This window comes from Neorhodopirellula pilleata (assembly GCF_007859915.1).
GTDB lineage: Bacteria > Planctomycetota > Planctomycetia > Pirellulales > Pirellulaceae > Rhodopirellula > Rhodopirellula pilleata.
Genome location: NZ_SJPM01000013.1, coordinates 107986 through 133803, shown reverse-complemented (window position 1 = coordinate 133803; position 25818 = coordinate 107986). Strand labels below are relative to the sequence as shown.

The following is a 25818-nucleotide window of genomic DNA, read 5'->3' as shown; positions in this document are numbered from 1 at the left end:
CACGTCTCGATGCCGCTGCGAAGTTGACTGCACAACGCACGTTGAAGCTGAAGTCTGGATGCTTCAGTACCGCCGCAACCACCCAGCCACGAAAGACCACCGCCATGCCAATTCGATCACGAACCAACACCAAGCCGAGCCCCCGGTCCGCCTGTAATGAACGCCAAAATTCAGCCAAAACCTCAGTCAGCAGTCGCTTGATTGAGGGCTAGCGCGCTATTGATTGAATCGTAACCCGAAGCGTCAGCGAGGGATTGAACGCTATTAAATCCTTTGTTGGTGTCCCTCGCACACGCTTCGGGTTACGATGCAAACTAAATCAACAGCCCGCTAGCGCCAAAACGGCTAATCCTACAATTAAAGTTGGACAAAGCACTAGCGGGTTCAGTAGGCGAAGGTTTCAGTAGGTTCGGGGCGACTCGTGGACGCTAAATTCGGCCCACACCGGCAGATGGTCGCTAACTTTGGTGGCCGCCTCCATGTCGATACCCAAGAAGGATTCCAAGTCCATCACGCCGCTGCGACGGACGTACTCGGTCGTCACGCGAGAATCGAGCAGCAAATGATCGTAAGTCTTGGTCTTCCGAGTGTTCGTCGGCACATCACCGACCAAGGAAACGACTCCGGGAATCTCGCCCAACTGTTTCAACCCGCCGACATCGACATTGAGATCACCGAGCATGATGAAGTCGTCTTCGCCGCAGATTTCATATTCAAAGTTACGAACACTTTGAAAAACGTCGTCGAGGACATTGAGTTCGTTCTCACCGGTGATGCCGGAGACTTCATCGGGATCGGTGTGAACGTTCATCAACGTAAAGCGAAACGGTTGCCTCGCGTCGGCCGGTGAAAACGTCGTTTGGAAGCTCGCGATCATCGGTTCGCGGTGCATCCGGTCGACCGGGTCGTCAACAACATAGTTCGAGTCAGGGACAAGCGAGACCCGGGTTTGATCCCAAACAAAGCCATAGCATTCCGTTTGCGATGAACGACCTAAAGGTGGACCGTGAATCGCTTGGTAGCGTCCTCCGAGTTTTGCGATCGCTTGCATCAAACGGCCGATCGGTACTTCAGGATCGCCGCGAATTTCCTGGACGGCAACGACGTCAAACTGCGCAAAGATCGCCGCGAGTTGAGCCATGATCGCCGGATCGCTTGATTTCTTTTCGCCGAACATTTGAATGTTGAACGTCGCAATCCGAATGGTTGTTGGCGACTTCCACGAGAACGAGCCGCCGGGCAAATTCAAACTGACCGGTGAAACGCCGCTTGGCGTATCCGTAGTTTTGGGGAACGTACCGACCGCCCCGGGTTGGCTCGGTATCGATGGATTCGGAGCGCGGGCCGACGAGTACTCGGTTGGATGCCATGTCTGGGTTGATGACGAAACCGAAGCGGAGATCGGGTCGTCGTAAACAGGCGGCTCGCTGCCACGAAAGGAGTCCAGCCGAGGCAAGTTTACCTGGCCGGTAAGAACGGCGATGATGGACGCAAAGACTCCCGTAACGGTCAGCCCTGGTGTGAACCAACGCACCAGCGACCCAACAGCGGACTGTCGGCCGCGCGTGCTTCGTTTCTTTCCTTGTATGAGTGACCACAACCACTGGACCACGTTGGCTTCCCTGCCTTAATGGATTTTCGATCCGATTCCTTCGGATGAGTTGACGGAGTTCCAACCGCCGAATTGTGGTCAGTACAAAAATCGCCTGGTCACTCGCAAGGGCAACGCGTCAAGCCCTGGCAGGATGCACGTAAGGATCACGGTAGGGGCGTTGAAGCTGAGCGGTCGCCTCGTCATCACCGAGGATCGTGTGCGTGGCGGGATCGAAATGAAGCGTTCGGCCCAGTTCCAATGCCGTATTGGCCATGAAACACGACGCGCTGCTGATATGCCCTTGTTCAATGTCGGCGACCGGCTTGGAGCGTGTATCAATCGCTTGAAGGAAATCTCGCATGTGACCGCGGATCGCTGATGCGACATGTAACTCTAGCCGCCATTTTTCTTGGTCGGTCGCGTCGGTCGGATACTGATCCAGCTCGATGACCGCTTCGCCGCTGAGTTTCTTGCCGCCCCCGCGTGGCTCAAAATCGTATCGATTGACACTCATTTTCAATGTGCCCTTTTCGCCGTAGATGATCGACGCCCAAGGGTAGTTCGGATCGGGGGCGCTGCCCCAACTGCGATGAGTCCAAACAACGTCCATATCGTCGAAATCAAATGTCGCCGTTTGTGTATCGGTGATATTGGCGATCGAATCGGTTTGCACCATGATCCCACCCGTGCTGCTGATCCGTTTGGGCCATCCCAATCCTAATTGCCAACGAGTCAGGTCCAGCATGTGAACGCACATGTCGCCCACGATACCGTTGCCGTATTCCATGAACGCCCGCCACGATCGCGGATGAATCAATTCGTTGTACGGACGCATCGGTGCGGGGCCGGTCCATGCTTCGAAGTCCAAATGTGAGGGCGGTTGCGTCACAGGTGGATTCTTATTGGCTCGCATATGGTAATAGCAACACACCTCGGCGAACGCGACGTCACCGAGTAACCCTTCATCGACGACACGTTGTTTCGCTTCGATCAAGTGAGGCGTGCTACGACGTTGCGTACCGACTTGCACGACTCGGCCGGTCGACCGCGCCGCGTCCAACATCGCTTTGCTTTCGAGAGTATCAACGCCGGTCGGCTTTTGAACATAGACGTCCGCCCCGGCGTTCACTGCCGCAATCATTGCCAACGCATGCCAATGATCGGGCGTGGCAATTAAGACAATGTCAAAGTCTTTTTCTGCGAGTAGCTCAAGATAATTTGCGTACGTTCGAGGACGCTTGCCGGACTTCTGACGCGATTGAATCAGTTCAGCGCACTCGTCAAGCATTTGCGAGTCCACGTCGCACAAGGAAACGACCTCCACCGGTTCGATGTTCATCAGTTGCAACAGGTCACATTTTCCGTACCAACCACATCCGATCAACGAAACGCGACGTGGACGCGTTGTCGAGGCGGCATAGGCCTGGCCATGCAGCGCGGCGGCGGTGGAAGCCATCGCGGATTGAGTGAGAAAAGAACGTCGGTCCATGATGAAAGCCAATCACAGTGGGGAAACGGAAAAGCAGAATGACTCTAGGATAATTCCCGTCGGGGCGTTTCGTCACCACTGTCGGCGACGAAACCGAAGCGTCGCGCACGCACCCGATTCAACGAACCCTCTAATATGCACCTTGACGTGCAGATATGATGTGGGTACCATGAGTTTACGCATTTGCGGTCCCGCCTACTTAGCATCATTTTGCTTCCCACCCACCACTTTGGAATTCATCATGCGTGAACTTCCGTACCGATTCGCACGTGTGCCGTCTTATCTCGGATTCCTGGTCGGCTTGACGATCGTCATCGGCGGGTTCTCCGAAACAGCGTTGGCGCAGCGCAACGGATTCGAGCATCCGCCGATCGACTATCTCAACGCGGAAGTTCATGACCGGGTTGCGGTCCTTGCCGAACAACTCAAAGCCGGGAAAGCAAATCTCGAGTTTGATGATCGGCATGGCTACTTGCCCGCCGTCTTGAAAGCTTTGGACGTGCCGGTCAGTTCTCAAACGCTCGTGTTTTCAAAAACCAGCTTGCAGTTGCATCGCATTTCACCGCGTCGTCCCCGGGCGTTGTACTTCAACGATGACGTTTATGTCGGGTATTGCCAACAAGGCGATGTGCTCGAGTTTGCCGCCACCGATGCTCAGCAGGGCGCGACGTTTTATACGCTCGCCAATACGCAACAGGAATCGCTTGAGTTTGTCCGCGATCGAGGCGGTTGCTTGTCGTGTCACGCGTCCAGTCGCACGCAAAACGTGCCCGGTTATCTCGTCCGAAGTGTGTTCTCCGATGCGGCCGGACGCCCGAAGCTAGGCAGTGGTACGTTCACGACCGATCACACGAGCGAGTTCGAAGATCGATGGGGCGGTTGGTACGTGACCGGACAACACGGGTCGATGCGGCACATGGGAAACACAATCTGTCGCGGTGATGAACACGAGTTCGATCGCGAAAGCGGTGCCAACCAAGTTGCTCTGGAGCGATACTTCGACGCGAATCACTACCTTTCGCCGCACAGTGACATCGTGGCGTTGATGGTGCTCGAGCATCAAACGCAAATGCACAACGCGATCGCGGCGGCCAATTACGAAACCCGCCAAGCGATCTATCAGTCTTACCAAATGAATGAACTTCTCGAACGCCCCGCCGATCATCTCAGCGAAAGCGCGAATCGTCGAATTGATTCCGTCGTCGACGATTTAGTCCGACAACTGTTGTTTTGTGACGAGTTCGTCTTGACCGATTCGGTGAGCGGGTCGACCGAGTTCGCCGACGAGTTTGAGTCTCGAGGCAAGCTCGATTCGCAACATCGATCACTGCGGCAGTTTGATTTGAAAAACCGAATGTTCCGATACCCGTGCAGCTACCTCATCGGCAGCGACGCCTTCATGGGATTGCCCGATGAAGCCCGCTCGCGAACGGTCGCGAAAGTACACTGTATCCTTCGCGGTGACGATCAATCGCCCGAGTACGCGCATCTGACCGCCACGATGCGAAAGGAAATTCTGGAGATCCTCCGTGACACCCATCCGTTGTTTGGTAAGGATTCCCCTCAACCCGATACCGTGACATTGAAATGAGTTTGATGATGTGGGTTTGCCGATTGCTGATCGTTTTGATCGGATCGATCGCGATGACGTGCCCCGAGTTCGTCAACGGGCAAGGGGTTTCTTCGGTGGCCATCGATATCGAAGCGGCACCGATTTCGTACAGCAAGACGCCCGCGAGCAATCGAGTCAGCCGATTGATCGATCGAATCGAGTCTGGGCAAACGAAATTGAAAGTGGACGGATCGACCGGATACTTGAAGTCATTATTGGCCGAACTTGATATCCCGATATCGACGCAGACGCTCGTTTTTTCCAAAACGAGTTTGCAGGTGCGATATATCTCTCGTCGCAACCCGCGCGCGATTTATTTCAACGACGACACGTATGTCGGATGGGTTCGCGGAAGTCCGATCATGGAGATTTCCACGTTCGACCCTATGCTGGGTGCTGCGTTCTATACCGTCAATGCGGAGCCTGAACGAAGCTTCGGGGAAAAACTCCCAAAGAGGCTGCCTCATATCACTCAGGCCACCTACGACTGTTTGTCGTGTCACGCGACGAGTATGAGTCAAGGCGTCCCCGGTCATGTCGTCCGCAGTGTCGTGCCGGAATTCGACGGAGGCATCGCCTCGCAGCGTGAATCCTTCATCACCGATCACACCAGCCCCTTGGAGGAGCGATGGGGCGGTTGGTACGTGACCGGACGCCACGGTGAAATGCGTCACATGGGCAACACCTATTTACGTGGCGGTCATTTGGACACGGTTCAGAACGCAAACCGATTGAGCTTGCGAGATGAGTTCGATACCTACGAGTACCTAACTCCGTACAGCGATATCGTGGCGTTGATGGTGCTCGAACACCAAACCCAGATGCACAACACGTTGACGCGGGCGGACTTCACCCATCGCAAACGGGTTTTCGAACGAGCAATCGACAATCCGAGGGACACATCAAATGACAACTCGTTGAGCGAACAAGGTCAGGAATGGCAAGCTGAATTGCGATTGCTCGCCCGCGAAGTGGTCGATGCGTTGTTGTTTCATGAGGAAGCGGAATTCAAGAACGAAATTAAAGGTTCGATCACGTTTTCGAGCGAGTTCGTCCAACGTGGTGTGGCCGACTCACAAGGCCGATCACTGCGTGAATTTGATTTGCAAACACGGATGTTCAAATACCCCTGCAGTTATCTGGTCCACTCGGCTGCATTCGCGGCCCTGCAACCCGAACTTCGGGGAGCCGTGATGAGTGAGTTGGGCCGGGTGTTGTCAAGCGATACCACGCCGGACCGGTACCCGCATTTGGACGCTTCGGTAAGGGACGCGATCAAGACGATCTTGCGAGAGACGGAACCAGAACTGACAGTCGATTGGCAATTCGCCGAGACGCTTGACGGAACTTCCTAAAACAATGATTCCAACGACTCAGTCCTGATCGGGTGGGAAGATCAACGCGATCTGATGGAGATCGACTTCGTAAGAACATCGGATCCCGATGGCGGTTGATTCGGAATCACCTATTTTGATTTCCGAATTCAATGTGTTCTCGCCGGTTTCTTGTCCGTACCAGGGCGACTCGTATCGGCGACCGGTGTCGCCGTCATCCATGACAGCTTTCGTGCTGACCGGCGATAATGTCGCCACGCCGGTTTCCGGCGACGGTATTGATTCGTCGCGATGAAAAATGAGCTTCAGCGAATGGACCCGTCGACCACCGACGGCGGTAAGTCCGGAAACGTAATATCCCGATTTGGCGATCACCTGTTCGAATCGACAGTCCGGGTTCAAGCGACCCAGCATTTGTGACGTCTCGGTACGCCCCGATACCGGGTCGCGAAAAATCGGTTGAATCGTTTTGATAATCAGTTTGCTTTTGAACAGATAGGTGCTCAAGTTCACGCCCACCAACGGCCATCGTTTTGGATGAACGATGGAGAAATTGGCAGGGTCCTCATTCCCGACTCCGGCGGTCGTTTCAGCCTCACTACTTAATTCTCCGTCACATGTAAACGAAGCTTCAAACTGACTCTCTAATTTCTGAAGCGGCGTCATTGACACCGACGGATCGTCCGGAATCGAAATGCCAGACATTTGACCGGAGTCCAATGCGGAAAACGCCGGGGCGTTCTTGGGCGCGAACCACCAAATGACAAAGCCGACTGATGCGACGGTAAAAACGAGACCGAAAAGGTAGAGGGCCGCTTTCGTTGTGGACGCCGTGCTTGATCGTGTCTCCGTGCCAGCTATTGAGGCCGCCTTGGAGTCACTGCTGACCACATCGGCCAAGTAGTGCTTGAGATCCGATGCGAAAGCGTCCGCATCTTGATAACGTTGCGATGGTTGTGGTGCCAACGCTTTCATGAGGATCTCTCGGAGTGCTGGATCCATCTCAAGCAGCTCGAGGGCTTGTTTTTGAAGAGCACCTTCGCTGAGTAGTCGGATGTAGTCTTGGCGTTCGCCTAGTTTGGCAACCGATAGACCGTTTCCAAGTAAATAAACGAGCACCGCTCCGAGCGAGTAGACGTCCGAACGTGAATCGGTCAATGCCACATTCCCGGACGCCTGTTCGGGTGACATAAAATTGAGTGTACCGATCACATCGCCCTGCTCGGATAGGCCTTCCGATTCTAAGTCGCGATGTTTGGCCAATCCGAAATCGACCACGCAAGCCTTGCCATGTTTATCGATCAAGATGTTCGAGGGTTTTAAATCTCGATGCACGATTCCTTGGGAATGAGCATAGGCGATCGCATCGAGGACTTCGATCAACTGTTGCAAGACCTTCGCGCGATCGGGGCGTTGTTTGCGTACATACTGGCTCCAAGGAACTCCCTCGACGAGATCCATCGAATAGTAGTGCTGGCCGGCGATCTTCCCCGCGTCATACACCCGAACGATGTTCGGGTGTATCAATCGAGCGGCAAGTTCGACTTCACGTTGAAAGCGTTTTTGGTTTCGGACATTTCCGAGCCGTCGAGGATGAATCGTTTTTAACGCGACCATCCGGTGCGTTGACAATTGCATCGCTTTCCAAACGTACCCCATTCCTCCACGTCCGATCCTCGACTGCAAGTCATAGCCCGGAATGCGAGGCAACACTTCGAGGCGTATTTGCGGATAACTTGAATGATCGTCGGCCATTTCGGAGGCACAGTGGGTGCCCGCCATTATCGTTTCCGGGTCCCCCATTAGAGGGTCTTTGGTCTGCAGGTCGTCGGTCTCTTCATATACCCGAACTGACCTCGGAACATCGCTGTCAGCGGATGTCGGATTGGATTCCTGGGTGAGTTTGGTGTTAGCCGGATCATTTTTCAAAAAAGAAACCGTGAAGTTGCCGCACTCCACCGAACCGCCGACGGACAATGTGGCGACAAACGACTCTTCGAGATAGAAGACGCACCCCAATTCTTGAAATTCGTCAGGGACGGCGCGATCGAGTCGATGCACGCCATTTTCAACGACACGGATGAAAGCCATAAGTCAGTCAGTTTGGCGAAATAATGTGATTTGATCCCCTCTTAACCTGAGCATCATACCACCCTGGTGGGAGCCCGATTATATTCCTGTCATGCACGCCATTTTAGGTAAAAGGCTTCCCCCCGCAACCCAAAGCGATCACAACATGTCAGATGCCACTGCTTTTCTACGTCAAAGTGCGGCCGACGCAATTTCCGATTTGCCGGATTACCCGTCGAATTCGTTCCAGGGAAAGGGGATCGTCATTTGTGCCGGAGGACCGACCTATTTCATTCAAGCTTGGGTCAACGTTCGTTTGATTCGTCATCTCGGCTGTTCCCTTCCGATTGAGCTGTGGCATCGAGATGACGCCGAGATGACGCCGACGATGCGTTCGTTGCTCGAGCCATACGGTGTCGTCTGTGTCAACGCCAGTGATGTTGCGCGTCGCGTCGGTGTGGCGCGTCTTCCGGGGTGGGCAATCAAACCATTTGCGATCATTCACAGTGCGTTTCGCGAGGTGCTCTACTTGGATTCGGATTCGCTTCCGGTGCGTGACCCCGAATACTTGTTTTCAGACCGGTCCTATCGACGCAGCGGAAGTCTTTTTTGGACCGATCGCTATCGCGGAGAAACATCCGCGTACGGGACCGTCCAGCCTTCCGCATGGCAGATCATGAATGTGCCCTTTCGGGAAGAACCCGAGTGTGAATCCGGACAATTGTTGGTAGATAAATCAAAGGTTTGGCGTGAGCTGAACTTGTGTTTGTATTTCAATCAGAACGCCGATGTGTACTACCACTACGTCTATGGAGACAAGGATACTTTTCGTTTCGCATGGCATCGATTAGGTCGTGCCTTCAACACGGTTGCATTCGGTCCGAGCAGCCCACCCAACTTTCGTGTCCTCTATCAACTCGATCCGACCGGTCAGGTGATTTTTCAACATCGAGCGAGGGCCAAGTGGACCATCGAACCTCAGAATCGATGTATCGCCGGGTTCCAACACGAAGACGTCTGCCTCGGATTCATCGATGAACTCCGCCAAACTTGGAACGAAATCCTCGACGAGTGGAGCGTTGGGGGCAGCGAAACAATCCGGGATGAACGAGACCGGCTAACCCGCGCCACCAAGGTGAGCTGCTGGCTCGACGGTCGCTGCGTTGGTACGACGCGATTTGAAAGCGGAGGAACGCTATCTGGCAACGTTCGTCAATTGCCGACCCATTGGCAATTACTCGAGCAACCCGACGGGACCATCTGTCTCGCCTTGATGGGCGACCGAGCGGCTCCGATCTTGCTCGAGAAGGGCAATCATGAATGGACCGGGACGCGGGTGGCCGGCCGTCGCGAAACCATCACACTGACTTGTGAACTCGAAGAAACCAACGATCGATTCGAGCGGGTGTCGGTCAATGGCTCACCGGCCCGCAAGCAACCACCGTCGGTTCGTTTCGATTGTCAACTGTTCAGCCCGCCTTCCCAGAGCGTCAACCCGCTCGTCCTGCAACCGCAGCCCGCGATTGATATTCGATCCGAAGCGATGCAGTACGATGTTGATCATTCCGACGATCCGACTCGGTCGACGTCCGATATCAACAACGACACCGAAACATGGTCGGCACAGACGGCGATGGTTTCTGCCGCCGGGTTGAACGAACTGGCGAGCGGCGGAGGGGCCGTGATCGCCAACGACGATAACCGACAAAACAAGATCTCGAGGCAAGGTCTCAAGTTGGAAAGTTTTGTCAAAATCTATGGTTTACCGCGAAGCTGCACCAACCTGATCAGTCACCTGTTGCGTCTGAACTTTGCAACCGATGTCCTTCAAAATCAATTGGGATGGAAGCACGGGCCGAATTTGTGGTGCCAGGGCGACCAAATTCACGGCAACCCGTTGAAGTTTGTCATCTGTGTGCGGCATCCGTACTCCTGGCTCGCCTCGTTTTACCGGTTTGAAAAACAGGGACGTCGGACTCAGTGCTCCTTCGCCGATTTTGTTCTCGGATCCAGCCGAACGTATCAGGGCCGAAATCCGATCGATCGATACAATTTGCTCGTCCGCATGTGGCTTGGTATGGCGATCGATCCGGTGTTTGCCCAAGTCGTTCGTTCCGAAACGATTCAAGAAGATCAGTTTGCGGTTTTGCGAACACTAGAAAGGCAACTGAAGTTGACGCGTCTCAATCCCGAACTCGTTGATGAGAAGCTTCGAGTCGGCCCGGATGAACAGATTCGGGATCGAACCTTCGACTTGAACTACTACCAATCCCAACGGTTTCTATCGCAATACGACGACGCGTTGTTGGCCCAAGTGAACGATCGGCTCGATCGGGATTTATTAGGTTCACTTCAATACCGATTGATCGACCAACTCCCCGCGCCGGTCGGTGTTGGCGTTTTCTGAAACGGCGGCTGAAGGTCGCCGCTACTTCAAGAATGCGTCACCGATTGATCTCGCGACATTAGCAGTAAACCCGACGACGAGGCTACTTTTCCTCGCCGTTGCGTCCCAACGGGCCCAATGCCCCACCCTCAAGCCCGGTCTCGGCTTCAAGAGTGGGGTCTTGATCCTTTGAAGTATCCTCTGCGTTCGCTTCGTCGGCGGGCTTGGCTGCTTTGTCCCCAATTTCGAACCCGATCGGAATCACCGCGAGAGTGCCTTCTTGGCGATTTTCCTTCTCTTGGTCAGTCTTCGGCTGCTCTTTTGTGGGTTCCGAAGCCATTGATGGCTGTTTCGACTCGACGGTTGTCGGTGCTGGCAATTCGCCGGGTGCTGGCAATTCACCGGGAGCTGGTAATTCGGTAGATGCCGGTATTTTGGCATCGGATTTCTTGCGGTCGTTGGACTCGGCGATTTTGACGTCGGCCAAGCGTGATTGAATCCGCTTGGGGGCTAGTACTTCCGACTGGACCGCTTTGTTAGGGATGGGGCTCGTCGTTTTGGCCAGTTCGCCTCGTAGCGTACGGATCTCGTCTTCGTACTCGCTGTTCTGTTTGGTCAATTCACTCACGCTAGCCATCGCCCGGTTCAGCGATTGGTTGCTTTCCGATTGCAACGATTCGATCTTCTGACGCAGCGTCACGATCTCGGCATTCAGATTCCGCTGTACGTTTTGGCTGTGTTCAAAATACGTCGCCAACTTGCGTTCGTAGTCTAAGTTCGCTTGCAGCTCCGCGTTCTCGCGTTCGAGTTCAAGCATTCGTTTCCAAACTTCGTGACCGAGCGCGAACAATGGCGGCTGGTCGGCGAGTGAGCGATCCGACTTGAAGCCGCCGTCGGACAATGACATTGGTTCATTGTCCGCGATCGACAACGTTGGATTAGAACGGCTCGATGACTGAGGGCCGGCGAGAGTGCCTTGCCGCGGAGCCGGCAAAGGCTCGGCGCGGGGCGTGATCACTCGCTCGGAAATGATCACTTCGCCAGGGTAACGAGGTCCAATCTGCGAGAACGTCTGAGCGTTCGCCACGTCAGCGTTCTCAATCAGTCCGCCGCCGAAAATACTACCGAGTAGAAGAAGGTGATGGAACGGGAGACGACTCTGGTGGGGAGCCCGGCGAAGACGGATCATGAGGCTGCTCGAGCGGTGAAGAGTGAAGAGTGAAGTTATGATGAGGGGATGTCGGAGTTGGAGAAGGCGTCGGGCAATAGGTCGGAAAGTCGACGCATTTGGCGTTCGCCGTCGATGACGTCGACAGTATAGACGAAGATGTCCATGCCGAATTCCGCCAAGACTTGACGACACGCGCCGCACGGCATCGCACCGCCGATGCTCGCGATCGCAACGGCCCAAAAATTCCGATAGCCCGCCGCCACTGCGGACGTCACGGCGACCCGTTCGGCACACTGTGTCAGGGAGTAGCTCGCGTTTTCGACGTTGCATCCAGGAATGATCCGACCATCATGCAATAACACCGCAGCACCGACATAAAAGTGACTATGAGGGGCGTAAGCGTGATCGCGGGCCGACACGGCCGCTTGAACCAATCGAGAAACGTCGTCTTCGGACGGAGCGTCCATTTCAGGAATGGAATGATGAGCGGATGTCATGACAGAGATTAGCGACACGAATGTCCCCCTCGACCGAGAATGAAAAGAAGTCGGAACCGCAAAACGTCTTCAACGCCCCCGCTGCTTTGGCAACACAGGGGTGATTGACGCCTTCGCGGACCTTCAGCGTAAACCGATCGGCAGCCCCAAACAATCCATCGGCGGAGCTTTGATTGATAAAATTTAATGGATTCTTGTCCATGATTTTTCACCTAACCGAACCATCCCGCAGGCGAATCATGTTCGTCGCCGAAACAAGCCGCTATCATGAACGAAATTGATCCCCGGTCGAGCGTTACTGGGGTTTGAGGCGTTTTCGTTCCCAATATGATTTTATCCATGATCTCTCGCGCACTTCGGACATCACTTTCTTGCCTGTTGGCGGATCACTTTCACTCGCTCTGGTCAATCAAATCGAAGTTAGTGGAAATCTGGTTGCTGGCGTGTTTTGCGACGGTTCCGGCTGCGTTCGCACAGGAAGTCGTCACGTTGAAGACCGAACCGCTGGCATCCCCGGAGGTTTCCCAAACCGAAGATTCGGTTAAAAGCGACGCTCGTGCGTTGTCACAGGCGTTTCGCCAAGCCGCCCGCAAGGCGACGCCGTCGGTGGTGACCGTTTTCTCCTACGGGCAGAATTCAGGCGAGCCGCGAGCGACACTGGATTCGGACTCGGATGGTGACATCGAAGAGATTCCACCGGGCGACGAAGCGCTCGGGCCCCAACCTCCGGCGACGAGCGAGGACGACGGCTTGCCTTTGACCGGTTTGGGATCCGGCGTCATTGTAGACCTGGGTTTCGACGCGTCCCGATCAGTCGACGGCAACAAAAACAATTTGCCGAATCGATCGGCCTATTGGATTTTGACGAACAACCACGTCATCACGGACGCCCGTCGCGTCGTGGTTCAATTGCCCGACGAAACCGAACTTGCCGCCAGCGACGTTTACGGCGATCCGGACAGCGACGTGGCGGTATTACGAGTCGAAACCGATTTGCCTCTCAAGACGGCGACCTTGGGTGACTCGGACCGGATGGAGATCGGCGATTGGGTGCTCGCGATCGGCAGCCCCTTCAAACTCGAAGCGACCGTCAGCGCGGGGATCATTAGTGCCAAGAACCGCACTCTCGGAAGTATCCGCCGAGGTCGATTGTTTCAAACCGACGCGGCGATCAATCCAGGCAACTCCGGAGGTCCGCTGATCGACCTCGATGGCGACGTGATCGGGATCAACACGGCGATCGCCACGCGTAACAACGGCTACCAAGGAATCGGATTTGCAATTCCGACCAATCAAAGCCGCTGGATCGCTCGCGAGTTGGCTCAGTTCGAACGTGTCCGCCGCGCCGCCATGGGCATTCGCTTGGCCGAATTGAATCCCAAAGTGGCGACGAAGTTAAAACTGCCCGCCTATTTGGGAGTGCTTGTTTATCAAGTGATTTCAGGATCGGCCGCCGATCTGGCTGGACTCAAGAATATGGATGTGATCCTCGAATTCGCCGGCCAACGTGTCCAAAAACCAGGGGCCTTGCAAGAGGTTGTCGAGCGCCAGCCGGTCGGTTCAACACAAACGATCAAGATCTATCGAAACGGCGAAGAGTTGCTCAAAGAAATCGTCCTCGCTCCTCTTGAAGATCCGACTGCGGTGGAGTCGAAATAAACGTTGGGTTGAGAACGACCAGCCCACGCGAACTTGCCCGCTTTGAACTCGTTCCCAACGCTCCCGTCTGGGACCGCACTGTCTTGGACGCTCTGCCACTCACCCCCCGATGTTCTCCACCGATCGTCAGGCGGGAGCCCTCTTTATACCCCACAAGTCCTCATCTATTGCTCCCCTGTCAGCTCGTCTGGCAGGAAGCCGAGGTTGGCAAGCTAGAAACAAGCCGCAGTTCTCCCAACGATCCGAGTTTAACTTGTGCTCGCCGCTTCAAGCGGCGAGCACAAGTTAAACTCGGATCGTTGGGAGGGCCTCGGTGTCTAGCTTGCGAACCTTATTCACCCACGAGACGAGCTCGTGGGGGTCAAAAAAGATACGGGGTATGAAGAGTACGGGAGCCTAGTAACCAGTTGGGATTTTCAGCAATTCGGTTTTCGCGATTGGTCACGATAGGCCGCCGGTGAAAGGCCGACGCGTTTGCTGAATTGGCGATAGAACGTCGACAGATCCGCAAAGCCCGCCTCGAACGCGACCGAAACGATCGGCAGGTCAGAATCTCGCAACAGCACCGATGCGTGATCGATCGCGAGTTGACGCACGTGAGCCAGCCAGCTCGTTCCGGTCACTTCGCGGAACCAATGCGTGAACGCTCGCCGCGAAAGACCGCAGGTTTCCGCCGCTTGATCGATCGAGCGAGCATCCAAAAAGCTTGTATTCAATTCTTCGACATACTGCTCGACGATCTCGCGATCAGAATGGATTTCGCCGTCAGAATTGATTTCACGGTCGGGCAGGATTTCACGACTGGAATCTCGAAGCGATCGTGGGGATGAATCATTCGACGGTTCTTCCGCGATCAATCCGAACAATCGCCACGCGTCGGCCAACATCTCGAACGATCTTGCGGCCTGACGATGGTCTTGCGTCCAAACCATCCGTCGCAACACCGATGCGATTGCCAACGTCCGTCGCGGTTCGTCGGACCAATTGGTTGGCCGCATTCGCTTGCCAAGCCCGGGCACACAGTCGATTACGTACTCCGCAACGCACGCGGCGTAAAGGCTGACCGGCTGGCCCTCGCAATCACGGATTCGATTGCGGACTCCCGGCGGTATCAAAATCACATCGCCGCTTGAGAAATCGATCACATTCTTTTCGATGTCAAAACTACCCGCACCTTCGAGGACGTAGACGATCTTGGCAAACGCATGCGTCCGCCAAGGCATCTGAAATTCGCTTGCGTGATGACTTTCAAACACCAACACGCCCCACGGAGGAAGCTCTTCCTGCAACGCGAGGCGGACTTCTTGAAATCGCGAGTTCATCGGCGGTTCATTACGCGTTTCGCAGTTTTTCACGTAGAGCCGGAATGATCTCACGGGGCACGAATTTAGCCAGATGTTCGTCATTGTCGCTGATCGCGGCGATTTGTTTGAGCAACGAACTGCTGACGTGCGCGAATCGTTCGTCTGCCATCAGGAAAACCGTTTCGATCGCCGGGTCGAGTTGGTGATTGGCCATCATCATCGTGAACTCGCCGGCGATGTCGGTCAGTGGCCGGATGCCGCGTACCATCACACTGCTACCGAGTGATCGCACAAAATCGACGGCCAGGGTGTCGAACGTTTCAACGCGAATGTTAGGGAGCCCGTCGGTCACCCGGCGAACCAATTCCACCCGCTCGGCCGAATCGAACAACGGCCGTTTGTCAGCGTTGATCCCGATTCCGATGACGAGTGTTTCAAAAAGCTGAGATGCACGGTGAATGATGTGCAAGTGCCCCGACGTGATCGGATCGAACGAGCCGGTGTAGACCGCGATTCGATGAGACAATTCCGAAGGCTTCGGCGTGTTCAAGAGAAATGCTTTGAGTGCGAAAAGAAGTGCGGAAAGAAATACGAAAAGCCAGGGACGCATGCCCAGACGCTATATCTTAGCACCGCGGGAACAAAAAGTGGTGGCGTCTGGCGCTGGCCGAACACCCGGCGGGGAGAGTGAAGAGTGAAGAGTGAAGAGTGAAGAGTGAAGAGTGAAGAGTGAAGAGTGAAGAGTGAAGAGTGAAGAGTGAAGAGTGAAGAGTGAAGAGTGAAGAGTGAAGAGTAGGCTGGGTCGTAGCCGCTTCGGCGAAGACCCGGCGATTTGATTGCTGCCAGCGATTGGCTGTTAGCTCCTAACAGACTCCAGACTCCAGACCACTCACAACTCACAACTCACCACTCACCACTCACCACTCATCACTCATCACTCATCACTCAACACTCAACACTCAACACTCATCACTCATCACTCATCACTCATCACTCTTCACTCAACACTCTTCACTCAACACTCTTCACTCTTCACTCTTCACTCTTCACTCTTCACTCGCTACTCGCTACTCGCCACTCGCCACTTAAAAAAAATGCCTACCCAACCTCGTACCGCCTTCACCCTCCTCGAGATGCTGTTGACGCTCTCGATGTGTGTCGTATTGATGACGCTGATCAGCGGTGCGATGTCGTTTTATGTTCGGGACATGTCGACGGCGGAGGATTCGTTTCGCCAAACCCAAATCGCGACCTCGGTCTTGCAAATGATCGAAGACGACTTGCGGATGACGGTCACAACCACACCTGTTTCTACCGAGGCCCTTTCCGAAGTCCTCTCGGCGGCGGCTTCGCCGATGGCGGGTTTGACGGGAATGATGGGTGGCGGCTCCGAATCGGGGACCGACAGCGGGATCGCGGGCGAGGAAGATCTGCCGGAGGATTCAGGCACCGGGGAAGAGACAGCGATGTCCGAGGAGGAATCGGAAATCGTCGCGGCCGATTCGGTCGACTTGGCCTTGGGGGGAACGGTGCTGACGATGCCCGGATTGATCGGCAATGTCAATCAATTGCAGATCGACGTCAGCCGTTTGCCGCAGCTCGAAGAGACCATGATTGATCCCGCGTTGGCGGTTTCCAACGGCGAACTGTTGGATCGTCCCAGCGACATCAAGACGATCAGTTACTTCGTCCAACCGGCCGGTTCGGGTAACGATAACGACGCGCTGGAGCGTTTGGCTGCTTCGGCGGGAATCCCGCCGTCGACCGGCCCGACCGAAGACGATGTCTTCATGACGGGCGGGTTGGTCCGTCGGTCGATCGATCGGGCGATCCATGTGCAGGCCGCTTCGACAGGCGGCATCGCCCGATTGGCCGGTTCAGGCGAAATGATCGCCTCGGAAGTCACCGCGATTTCATTCGAATATTTTGACGGGGTCAATTGGTTGCCGATGATCAACTCCGACGAACTCGGCTCGCTCCCGCCGGCCGTCCGCGTCACGCTAGAAATGAACACGAGAACGTTCACCCACGTCGTGTATCTCGCTCAGGGACAAGCGGCGACCGAAACGGAGGATTTTTGAATCATGATGAAACGCAACGGTTTTTTTCTGATTCTCGTGCTTGTCGTCATCGCGGTGGCGACGATGGCGGTTTACTCGTTTACCGAATTGATGCTCGCTGCGGATGAGTCGGCTTACTTGAGCGGCGACTTGGTCCAGACTCGCTTGAACGTCGATTCAGGAGTCGAGGCCATTCGCTTGACGTTAACCCAGACTCGAGAATCGCTCGACGCTTCCGGCGGGCTGTACAACAACGCGGCGATGTTCCGAGGCATTCCGATCAACAGCGAAGCGGACGGATCGGCGCAGCGATTCACGGTCGTGGCGACAGGCCTAACCGAAGAAGGACGTTTGGGCGGAATTCGATTCGGACTTCAGAACGAATCCGCACGATTGAACATCAACGCCCTCTTGGTACTCGAAGAAAACTCCGACGCGATCAATACATTGTCGACGTTATCGTCCGGAAGTGTTGATGTCGAAGGGATGTTGGGGATCGCGACGGGCACCTCCGGTGCAGTCGAAGGTGAATCGGAAACTGAGTCGCTCGATGCCGAGAACATCGCCGTGACTTTGTTGATGACCTTGCCTGGAATGGACGAAGCGACCGCCGACGCGATCCTTGATTGGATCGACGAAGACACCGAACCGCGTCCACTCGGGTGTGAAGACGAGTACTATTCGTCGCTTCCATCGCCCTACGCGGCGGCAAACGGACCTCTACGGACGGTCGAAGAATTGTTGCTCGTTCGAGGCGTGACGCCCCAGTTACTTTTCGGGGCGGACATCAATCGCAACGGCGTCTTGGATTTGGACGAGCAACAACGCACCGCCGCTAGTATTGAAACCGAAGGCGTCCTCGGTTGGGCATCGTACTTAACCATTCATGGTGCGGAAACTAACAAGACCGCTGCCGGATTGGACCGTATCCATGTGAACCAAGAGGACCTTGAAGTTCTCTACGACGAATTGATGTCCGCGCTCGGTGATGAAACGTTTGCGTCATTCATCGTCGCCTATAGGATGTCTGGCCAATCGACGCTAGCCGAATCCGCCGCAGCGACAGCTGCGTTGGGAGCCGGCGGCGATGAGGTGTCTCAGACCCTCAACGCGGAGGAAGACGAGGATCCGCCACTTCCCTGGACCGTCGACGCCATGGAATCGTTTGATTTGACGGCTGGCGCGGGGGTTGAAATCAATCAGATACTGGACTTGATCGACGCCAAGGTAACGACCGGCGAGGGGGACGACGCGGTCACCTACGCGTCACCATTCATCGGCGAGCCAAGCTTGATGGCCGAGTACTTGCCGTTGCTCATGGACCAGTTGTCTTCGCAAGATGTCGATGTGTTGCCGGGGCGGATTCACCTGAACGAGGCCCCAGTGGAGATTCTTGCCGGATTGCCGTTGGTGGATGCCGATACGATGGCGGCGATCGTGGAAGCCCGCAGTTCCGGCGGTACCGGAACAGCATTGGATTCATCGACCGATCGCAGCCACGAGACGTGGCCGTTGACCGAAGGGATCGTGACGTTGGACCAGATGCGAGCGTTGCTGCCGTTGGTGACCGTCGGCGGCAGCGTCTTCCGAGCACAGATCATCGGCTTCGACGACTCGAGCGGTTTGGCGTCTCGCGGCGAGGCGATCATCGACGCCACAACGCTCAACCCTCAACTGGTCGCCTATCGAGACTTGACACATTTGGGTCGGGGGTTCGATGCCTCGGTCTTGGGAGGGAATCCAACCCAGTGAAAACTTATCTAGCCAGTACTCAGACTCAGCCGCTAACCGATCGAGTTGCAGTTATCGCGGCATCCGCACGCGATGCACTGGTGCACTCGTTCCCAAGCTCCCGCCCTCTTGATAGGCCACAAGTCCTCATGCTCCCCTGCCAGCTCGTCTGGCAGGAAGCCGAGGTTAGCAAGCTAGACACAAGCCGCAATTCGACCAACCTTCCGATTTTCACTTGTGCTCGCCGCTTGAAGCGGCGAGCACAAGTGAAAATCGGAAGGTTGGGAGGGCGTCGTTGTCTAGCTGGCGAACCTAATTCACCCACGAGACAAGCTCGTGGGGGTCAAAAAAGATGTGGCCTATCAAGAGGGCTCCCGCCTCCCGATCACCACTTAGATTCAGTTTAAGTTTAGTTTAAAGCAGACCTTCGAGTAAACTTGGGGTTGCCCAATTCAATCTTCAATCGTCAATCGTCAATCTTCAATAAAAAATCTCATGCTCTCTGTTGCCCTCGATTGGGATGATGAACAAATTCGCTTGGTCGCCGGCGAGTCCGATGGCGTCTCGACACGGTTGCGCCATGCCGCGATCGTTCCGGTGGGCGAAAGCGGATTGGTTGCGACGCTGCAATCGCTGATCGCAAAATACTCCCTTCAAAAGTGCCCGTGTTTGGTCGCCGTCGGTCGCGACCAAGCGGAGCTGCGTCAGATGGATTTCCCGCCGGTACCGGTCGAGGAGCTGCCCGACATGGTTCGCTTTCAAGCGATCCGGCAGTTCGCTTCGGCGGGCGACAGTGCGACGGTGGACTTCATCACGACCCAAGTCGACGATCAAGGCATCAAGGCGATCGTTTCAGCAACCGGACCGAATCATCTCAAGCCGATTCACAAGATCATCGATTCGACCGGATGGACGCTCCAGCGGATCGCGTTGAGGCCGATCGCCTCGGCTGCCTTGTACCGCATTTTCGTGTTGGAGAATCGTGGAAAAGGCATTGCCCAATCGGGACCGGTCACTTCGCTCGCCGATGGACCTTCGACCTTGGCGTTGATCGACTTGGTCAGTGACGAAGCCGAGATCGTCCTGCTGAGGCGCAGTCAGATCGTCTTCGTCCGCTCGGTTCGGTTGCCTTCGGAAATGCCGGCTCGAACGAATGCGTTGGCTGGCGAAATCCGCCGCAGCATGATGGCGTGCGGTGCCGCAGGCACCAATTGCAACGTGATCATGTGGGGTGTTGCCGATCGGCACGCGGTCGAGATCGCAAAGTTGGGCGAGCGACTCAGTGAACAACAAGAGGCCGCCTGTTTGACTCAATTGATCGATCCGCTCGAACTGGTCGGCGCGGACGATTCGGCCCGTCAGTCCGTGGGACAAACCGTCGGACGTCTCGCGCCCTTGGTCGGCCTGTTAGCCGCCAACAGCGGCCACGCGGACAAATTGATTGACTTCGAGAATCCTCGCAAGACGATCGAGGTCACAACCGACCGCCGCAAGGTAGCCGCCATGGTCGGTGTCCCCGTCGCGGTCGTCGCGGCGATCGTGTGGATGCTCTGGGGCAATCTCGCGAGACTCGACCGTCAGATCGAACAGCAGATGTTCGCCAACGCGGAGTTGCGATCAAAATCCGACGACGCCGAAGTCATGATCGACCAAACCGCTCGTATCGATCAATTCCTCAACGGCGATGTGAACTGGCTCGAAGAGTTGCAACGACTTGCGACGACAATGCCGAGTTCGGATCAGTTGATCCTGCGAGAAGTGAACGCGGCGTCGGAAGTTCGTGATGGTGGCGGGCGTCTGGTCGTTTCGGGGCGTGTGACATCGCCAGCTGTGATCGACGAATTTGAAGCCACCATGCGAGACGACTCGCATCAAATCATTGGTGACAAGGTCACTCAATTGGCAACCGAGGACGCTTACCGTTGGCAGATGACGCAGACCATCTTGGTCGCACCCGATGCGGTTCAATCACAACGGTACGAGCGGATACAACAGCAAGAACTTCGTGACCAGATCAAGGGTGAGGACATGAACAACGAATTGAATGCCACCGAGGAATCGGATGCCACCGAAGAAGAGGTGAGTGCCGACGAAGAGATCGAACGCACCGCGAATGACAATGGACTCACCCTGAAAGAGGTGCAAGCATGACCCAGCGAGAACGATTTTTGTCGATCATTATCGGTGGCTTGGTCTTTGTCGTTGCCGCGCAGTGGATCTTCAATCAGTACCGAGGTGCGCTGCGATTTAGGCAGAACCGGCTGAACTCATTGGCCGGCGAAGCAGAGACAATGCAGATGACTTGGTTAGCTGGTGCCGAGGCCGAGCGGCAGATGGGCGAGTACAAAATCCGCTCGCTTTCGAGTGATCCCCAGATCGCTCAAAGCTCGTTTCAATCTTGGCTGCTCGAGACGGTCCGAGAGGTCGGACTTCAAGACGCCATCGTCGATCCGGTCGGCGACATTCCGGTCGGAGACTTGTATCGTCGCTACGGTTTTCGATTGTCGGGTAAGACCGATTTGCCCGGATTGCTTGATTTGGTTTATGAGGTGCAAGCTCGCGATCAGCTGCATCGCATCCGTGATCTCAACTTCGCACCCGTCACGAAGGCCGCCCGCCGGGGAGTTTCGGAAGAGGAAACCGAAGACACGCTGAGCGTGGTGATGGTGATCGACGCGATCTCCTTGAGCATTGCGGAAACGAATCCGCCGACACCAACGGACCAACCCTCATGGCGGATTGCGCAATCCAAAGAAGACTACCGCAACAGCATCCTGAATCGCAATTTTTTCAAGCCACCCAATCAGGCACCACGCTATCGCGGATCGGAGCAGTTGGTGGCGACGATCGGTCAATCCAATGAGTTGAAATTCGAGTTTGAGGATCCCGAGAAGCATGACATCCGGCTGACCATCGACGGTGACTTACCGCCGTGGGCAATGTGGGATGAATCTCGCGGCCGATTGATCGTGTCGCCTCCAAAGCCGACGGAAGGCGAATCGGTTGACGGCGAGGAATCACCAACTCCATCTGCGGAGCTGGCTCCGATCGAAGTCCAAGTGACCGCCATCGACAACGGTTATCCGTCCCGGCAGACGACGCAAACGGTTCTTGTGAAGACTCAAGAGCCACCTCCGCCACCCAAGCCGACACCGCCGTCACCTGGATTCGACGACTCCACTCAGACTTTCTTGACGGCATTGGTCCATGGACGTGATGATTGGACGGCCTGGATGAGCGTCCGTACTCGGGGCCAAACGCTGAAGTTGAAAGTCGGTGACGAGTTCGAGATCGGCACGGTTCGCGGGAAGGTCACCGGCGTGACGTCTCGAAGCGTGATGATCGAGATCGACGGTCAGTCGTACGAACTAAAACCGGCGGACAAACTCAGTGACGCGATCAAGTCGTAAGACGTTGTCGGCTTAAAAGTTTGGGGAAGGCTGCATCGTGGCACGGTGGTCCCCACCGTGATTCACGGTGGGGACCGCCGTGACACGATTTCTAACGCGAAAACACTTTCGTCCGATCGAGTCAGGGATCTCATGAAACGCATCACCTCGCAAGTCGTTGCGCTTGGAATTGTCTTGGCAATCGCATCGGCGGAACTCGGCTACGCCGGCCGGCCCAATGTTGTCTTGATCATCGCCGACGATCTGATTCCGTATCTCGGGGCATCTCAAAACGCCCTTCCCGAGCGTCCGATGTATTGGCGAGTGGGTGAGCGGGCGGCGCTGCGTCGTGGCCATTGGAAGGTGTCTCGACAGGCGGGCAAGGGAGCGTCGCTGGCTTGGACGTTGACGGATTTGAAGAACGATTTTGCCGAACAAAACGATTTGGCCGACCGGCATGCAGGTTTATTGAACGAGTTGGTTGCGGAGTGGGAAAAAGTCGACGCTCAAATGGTACAACCAGCTTGGTGATACCAAGCGTCCTTTTTGGGAGAGGCTTTCTAACTTCGCCGAACCGTCCGATCGACTACAATGGACTCCTTCCCACTCTTCCGCCTGCTCCTATTTCGCCGTGTTAGAAGCCAAGATCACGATCTTTGAAGACAACCGGGAGCAATGGTCCTCGGTCATCCCCCTGCCCGCCGAGCTAGGCCGGCAGAAGCCGGACGAGCCTTCTGCGTTTCAGGTATTGGACTTGGGGACGCATTATCGTGTCACGATCGCCTCGAGCGACGTTCGCGAGGTTTCCCGGACCGCGATCCGTTTGGATTTTGACCAAAACGGCGGCTTGGTCGTGCGAAACGTTCACCCTCGATTGACGTTTTTGATCGGGGATCCAACCGGTCCCTTGCCTCCGGGCCATGAATACTCGGTAAAGACGCCGACGACTGTCGTGATCACACGAAGTTGTTCGGTGAGGATGGAACCGGTGAACACTCTTCGCAAGCCGGCCGATAGCGCCGTCGAGTCGTTTGCCGGCGATTCATTGCGGACGATGCAATGGATACCCCCGGGAAGCGAAGACGACCAACCCGCCGATCTGGGAAACCTTCTGCGCAGTGACGAAGACGACCAGCGGGGCCGGCTGGCCGTTACGATGGTCAAGAAGGCACTGGAGGTGGTGCAAAAAGCCGCAGGCAGTGACGAGTTCTTTCAAGCGGCGATTGAAAGCACGGCGAAGATGGTCGACTTGGATCACGCCTACGTTCTGCTTCGTAGCGATAATCATTGGACCTTGCGGTCGACCTATTCCAGGAAAAACAATGAGTCGTGGAAGCACGAGGACGGTAACGACACCGAAGGAATTCCCGAAGGCAGCGGTCGGTTACTTGATCGGCTGATGCTCGATAAACAAACCGTCATTTTTGAGCCCGAGAACTATTTGTCATCGATCGGGTCATCATTGATGTTACTGGGTCGAGCGGTGGCCGCACCGATGTTTGATTACGATCATAATGTCATTGGTGCTCTCTATGGTGATCGGCGTTTGGGCAGTGATTCGCCCGACGCCCCGATCGGTGATTTGGAGGCGGCCCTGATCGAAGTCATGGCGGCGGCCGTGGCTTCAGGAATCGCTCGGCAAAAAGAGGAAGCGGGACGACGTCGCGAAGCCGATTTGCGTTCATCAATGAACCAGTTCTTCTCGCCGGAAGTCCTCGCTTCGTTGCAAGCCGATGAAGGCTTGTTGTCCGGACGCGATGCTGAGGTGACCGTTCTGTTTTGCGATATTCGAGGGTTCAGCGCGGTCAGCGAACGCGTCGGTCCTCAACGGACGATCGAATGGATCAACGACATCCTGACGGAGTTATCAGAGTGCGTCTTGGCAACCGACGGCGTCTTGGTGGACTACATCGGCGATGAACTGATGGCGATGTGGGGTGCCCCGGCCGATCAACCTCACCACGCCGAATTGGCCTGCCAGGCGGCACTCGCGATGCTGCAAAAAGTCGAGCCGTTGCGGCAGCGATGGAGCGACATCACGCCTGAGAGATTCGGCATCGGCATCGGAATCAACACGGGAAACGCTCGCGTTGGTAATACCGGCTCTCGCGTCAAGTTTAAGTACGGGCCACTGGGCAACACCGTCAACATCGCCAGTCGCGTGCAGGGAATGACGAAGCAGTTCGGCGTCACCGCCTTGGTGACCCAGTCGACTCTTGAAGCGGTCCAGGCAAGCCGCGATACCAGCGTCATCACCTTTCGGCAGATTGCCGACGTCCGACCGGTCGGTGTTCAATCGCATTTGCGAATTCACCAGCTCGCTCACCAGTCGACGCCCGCTTGGAACGATCTGAAAGATCGATACGAAGAGGCTCTGCAGAATTTTCATGACAATAATCTGACCCGAGCCGCCCGCGTGCTCGTATCGTTGATGGATACGCATCCCGAAGACACGCCCTCAACGATGTTGTTGCAACGCGTCGTCGACGCGATCGTGCGCGGCGAACAATCCGTCGACGCTGTCTTGCAACTGGTCAACAAATAACGCGTCCATCACTCTACCGCAACGCCCGCCGCTAGCGGGCTGTTGACTTAATCGTAACCCGACGCCTGAGCGAGGGATTGAGCGTCATTCAATCCTCTGTATGTATCCCTCGCTCACGCTTCGGGTTACGATGCAGACTCAATCAATAGGTCGCTAGCCGTCGGTTCACTTAACCAACAAGCCCGATTGTCCCGGTGCAGATTTCACAAACCTCTGCCAACGAATTGCGGCGCAGTTTGTTTCTACGCAATGCGAGATCAATCAGAAGCGTTTTTTGCGCGTGGCGGCGACTTTCAGTCGCCGTTTCGAAAATTGGCGACTGAAAGTCGCCACCACGGGCGCCCGCGTACAATTTGGCGTTCATCCTGTTCAGTAATCCACACGATCGTAAAGGACACAATATGACAAAACCCAATCAACAACGTGCGGTGCTCGCAGGAGGTTGTTTCTGGGGGATGCAAGATTTAATTCGTAAGCTTCCCGGCATTGAATCGACACGCGTCGGCTATACCGGCGGCGACGTCCCCAATGCGACCTATCGCAACCACGGATCACACGCCGAAGGGATCGAAATTCTTTTCGATCCATCGCTGATCACGTACCGGCGAATCCTTGAGTTTTTCTTCCAAATTCACGACCCGACGACGCCAAATCGTCAAGGAAACGACCGCGGCCCGTCGTACCGGTCGGCGATCTATTATGTCGACGAAGAGCAACGGCAAACGGCCGTTGACACCATCGCCGACGTCGACGCGTCAGGCTTATGGCCGGGAAAAGTGGTAACCGAAGTCGAACCGGTCGGGGACTTTTGGGACGCCGAACCGGAGCACCAGGATTATCTTGAAAAGTTTCCCGGTGGATACACGTGCCATTTCCCACGACCGGATTGGGTATTGCCCGCGCGTCCGGTTTCGTCCACTACAAAAGATGGATCGCCCGACTAAACTTGTCGAGATTCGGAATCCATTTTCCGCCCT

19 protein-coding genes are annotated in these 25818 nt (G+C 55.6%); 11 read left to right on the top strand and 8 right to left on the bottom strand.

The window, feature by feature from the left end:
• Positions 1-400: 400 nt before the first annotated feature.
• Positions 401-1534, bottom strand: a complete 1134-nt coding sequence (locus tag Pla100_RS23800) for an endonuclease/exonuclease/phosphatase family protein (protein ID WP_231603480.1) — start codon at positions 1532-1534, stop codon at positions 401-403.
• Between the two features lie 196 nt (positions 1535-1730).
• A complete protein-coding gene (locus Pla100_RS23795; protein ID WP_146580881.1) occupies positions 1731-3083 on the bottom strand; it encodes a Gfo/Idh/MocA family protein in 1353 nt (450 codons plus the stop codon).
• Between the two features lie 241 nt (positions 3084-3324).
• On the opposite strand from Pla100_RS23795, the gene Pla100_RS23790 reads away from it, so the two are divergent.
• Both Pla100_RS23790 and Pla100_RS23785 read left to right on the top strand, forming a co-directional pair.
• Positions 3325-4674 (top strand): hypothetical protein, encoded by a 1350-nt coding sequence (locus tag Pla100_RS23790; protein WP_231603478.1) that lies wholly within the window; start codon positions 3325-3327, stop codon positions 4672-4674.
• 5 nt (positions 4675-4679) lie between these two features.
• Positions 4680-6050 (top strand): hypothetical protein, encoded by a 1371-nt coding sequence (locus Pla100_RS23785; RefSeq protein ID WP_231603476.1) that lies wholly within the window; start codon positions 4680-4682, stop codon positions 6048-6050.
• An 18-nt stretch (positions 6051-6068) separates the two neighbouring features.
• Here Pla100_RS23785 and Pla100_RS23780 read toward each other — a convergent pair whose 3' ends face one another.
• Positions 6069-8120, bottom strand: coding sequence for a serine/threonine-protein kinase (locus Pla100_RS23780; RefSeq protein ID WP_146580879.1), 2052 nt, complete (start codon positions 8118-8120; stop codon positions 6069-6071).
• A 145-nt stretch (positions 8121-8265) separates the two neighbouring features.
• Between Pla100_RS23780 and Pla100_RS23775 the strand changes: the two genes are divergently transcribed.
• The gene (locus Pla100_RS23775) at positions 8266-10506 is read left to right on the top strand and encodes an alpha-mannosyltransferase (RefSeq protein ID WP_197168186.1); all 2241 of its coding nucleotides are present in this window, start codon (positions 8266-8268) and stop codon (positions 10504-10506) included.
• A gap of 82 nt (positions 10507-10588) precedes the next feature.
• On the opposite strand, the gene Pla100_RS23770 is transcribed toward Pla100_RS23775, so the two are convergent.
• Genes Pla100_RS23770 through Pla100_RS23760 form a run of 3 tightly spaced genes read right to left on the bottom strand, consistent with a single transcriptional unit; the run spans position 10589 to position 12355 of the window.
• The gene (locus Pla100_RS23770; protein WP_146580875.1) at positions 10589-11674 is read right to left on the bottom strand and encodes a hypothetical protein; all 1086 of its coding nucleotides are present in this window, start codon (positions 11672-11674) and stop codon (positions 10589-10591) included.
• A 35-nt stretch (positions 11675-11709) separates the two neighbouring features.
• Positions 11710-12153 (bottom strand): cytidine deaminase, encoded by a 444-nt coding sequence (locus tag Pla100_RS23765; protein WP_146580873.1) that lies wholly within the window; start codon positions 12151-12153, stop codon positions 11710-11712.
• Positions 12125-12355: a hypothetical protein gene (locus Pla100_RS23760; protein WP_146580871.1), complete on the bottom strand. Its 231-nt coding sequence runs from the start codon at positions 12353-12355 to the stop codon at positions 12125-12127. The genes Pla100_RS23765 and Pla100_RS23760 overlap by 29 nt, the downstream gene beginning before the upstream one ends.
• Positions 12356-12492: 137 nt before the next feature.
• On the opposite strand from Pla100_RS23760, the gene Pla100_RS23755 reads away from it, so the two are divergent.
• Complete coding sequence (locus Pla100_RS23755; RefSeq protein WP_146580869.1) at positions 12493-13812, top strand: S1C family serine protease; 1320 nt, start codon at positions 12493-12495, stop codon at positions 13810-13812.
• Between the two features lie 416 nt (positions 13813-14228).
• Here the strand turns inward: Pla100_RS23755 and Pla100_RS23750 are convergent, their stop codons facing one another.
• Both Pla100_RS23750 and coaD read right to left on the bottom strand, forming a co-directional pair.
• The gene (locus Pla100_RS23750) at positions 14229-15134 is read right to left on the bottom strand and encodes an AraC family transcriptional regulator (protein WP_231603473.1); all 906 of its coding nucleotides are present in this window, start codon (positions 15132-15134) and stop codon (positions 14229-14231) included.
• Positions 15135-15144: 10 nt separating this feature from the next.
• Positions 15145-15666 carry a pantetheine-phosphate adenylyltransferase gene (gene coaD / locus Pla100_RS23745; protein WP_231603471.1) on the bottom strand — a complete coding sequence of 174 codons (522 nt, stop codon included), beginning with the start codon at positions 15664-15666 and terminating at the stop codon, positions 15145-15147.
• A gap of 544 nt (positions 15667-16210) precedes the next feature.
• Between coaD and Pla100_RS23740 the strand changes: the two genes are divergently transcribed.
• The 7 genes from Pla100_RS23740 (at position 16211) to msrA (ending at position 25785) form a co-directional block, all read left to right on the top strand.
• Positions 16211-17197, top strand: a complete 987-nt coding sequence (locus Pla100_RS23740; protein ID WP_146580863.1) for a prepilin-type cleavage/methylation domain-containing protein — start codon at positions 16211-16213, stop codon at positions 17195-17197.
• Positions 17198-17200: 3 nt separating this feature from the next.
• Positions 17201-18928: a type II secretion system protein GspK gene (locus Pla100_RS23735; RefSeq protein ID WP_146580861.1), complete on the top strand. Its 1728-nt coding sequence runs from the start codon at positions 17201-17203 to the stop codon at positions 18926-18928.
• 474 nt (positions 18929-19402) lie between these two features.
• On the top strand, positions 19403-21058 hold the full coding sequence (locus Pla100_RS23730; protein ID WP_146580859.1) for a hypothetical protein: 1656 nt from the start codon (positions 19403-19405) through the stop codon (positions 21056-21058).
• Positions 21055-22317, top strand: coding sequence for a hypothetical protein (locus Pla100_RS23725; protein ID WP_146580857.1), 1263 nt, complete (start codon positions 21055-21057; stop codon positions 22315-22317). Before Pla100_RS23730 ends, Pla100_RS23725 begins: the two co-directional genes overlap by 4 nt.
• 132 nt (positions 22318-22449) lie before the next feature.
• Positions 22450-22827 (top strand): alkaline phosphatase family protein, encoded by a 378-nt coding sequence (locus Pla100_RS23720; RefSeq protein ID WP_146580855.1) that lies wholly within the window; start codon positions 22450-22452, stop codon positions 22825-22827.
• Between the two features lie 100 nt (positions 22828-22927).
• Positions 22928-24841 carry an adenylate/guanylate cyclase domain-containing protein gene (locus tag Pla100_RS23715; RefSeq protein ID WP_146580854.1) on the top strand — a complete coding sequence of 638 codons (1914 nt, stop codon included), beginning with the start codon at positions 22928-22930 and terminating at the stop codon, positions 24839-24841.
• A 401-nt stretch (positions 24842-25242) separates the two neighbouring features.
• Positions 25243-25785: a peptide-methionine (S)-S-oxide reductase MsrA gene (msrA, locus tag Pla100_RS23710; RefSeq protein ID WP_146580852.1), complete on the top strand. Its 543-nt coding sequence runs from the start codon at positions 25243-25245 to the stop codon at positions 25783-25785.
• Positions 25786-25818: the final 33 nt, after the last annotated feature.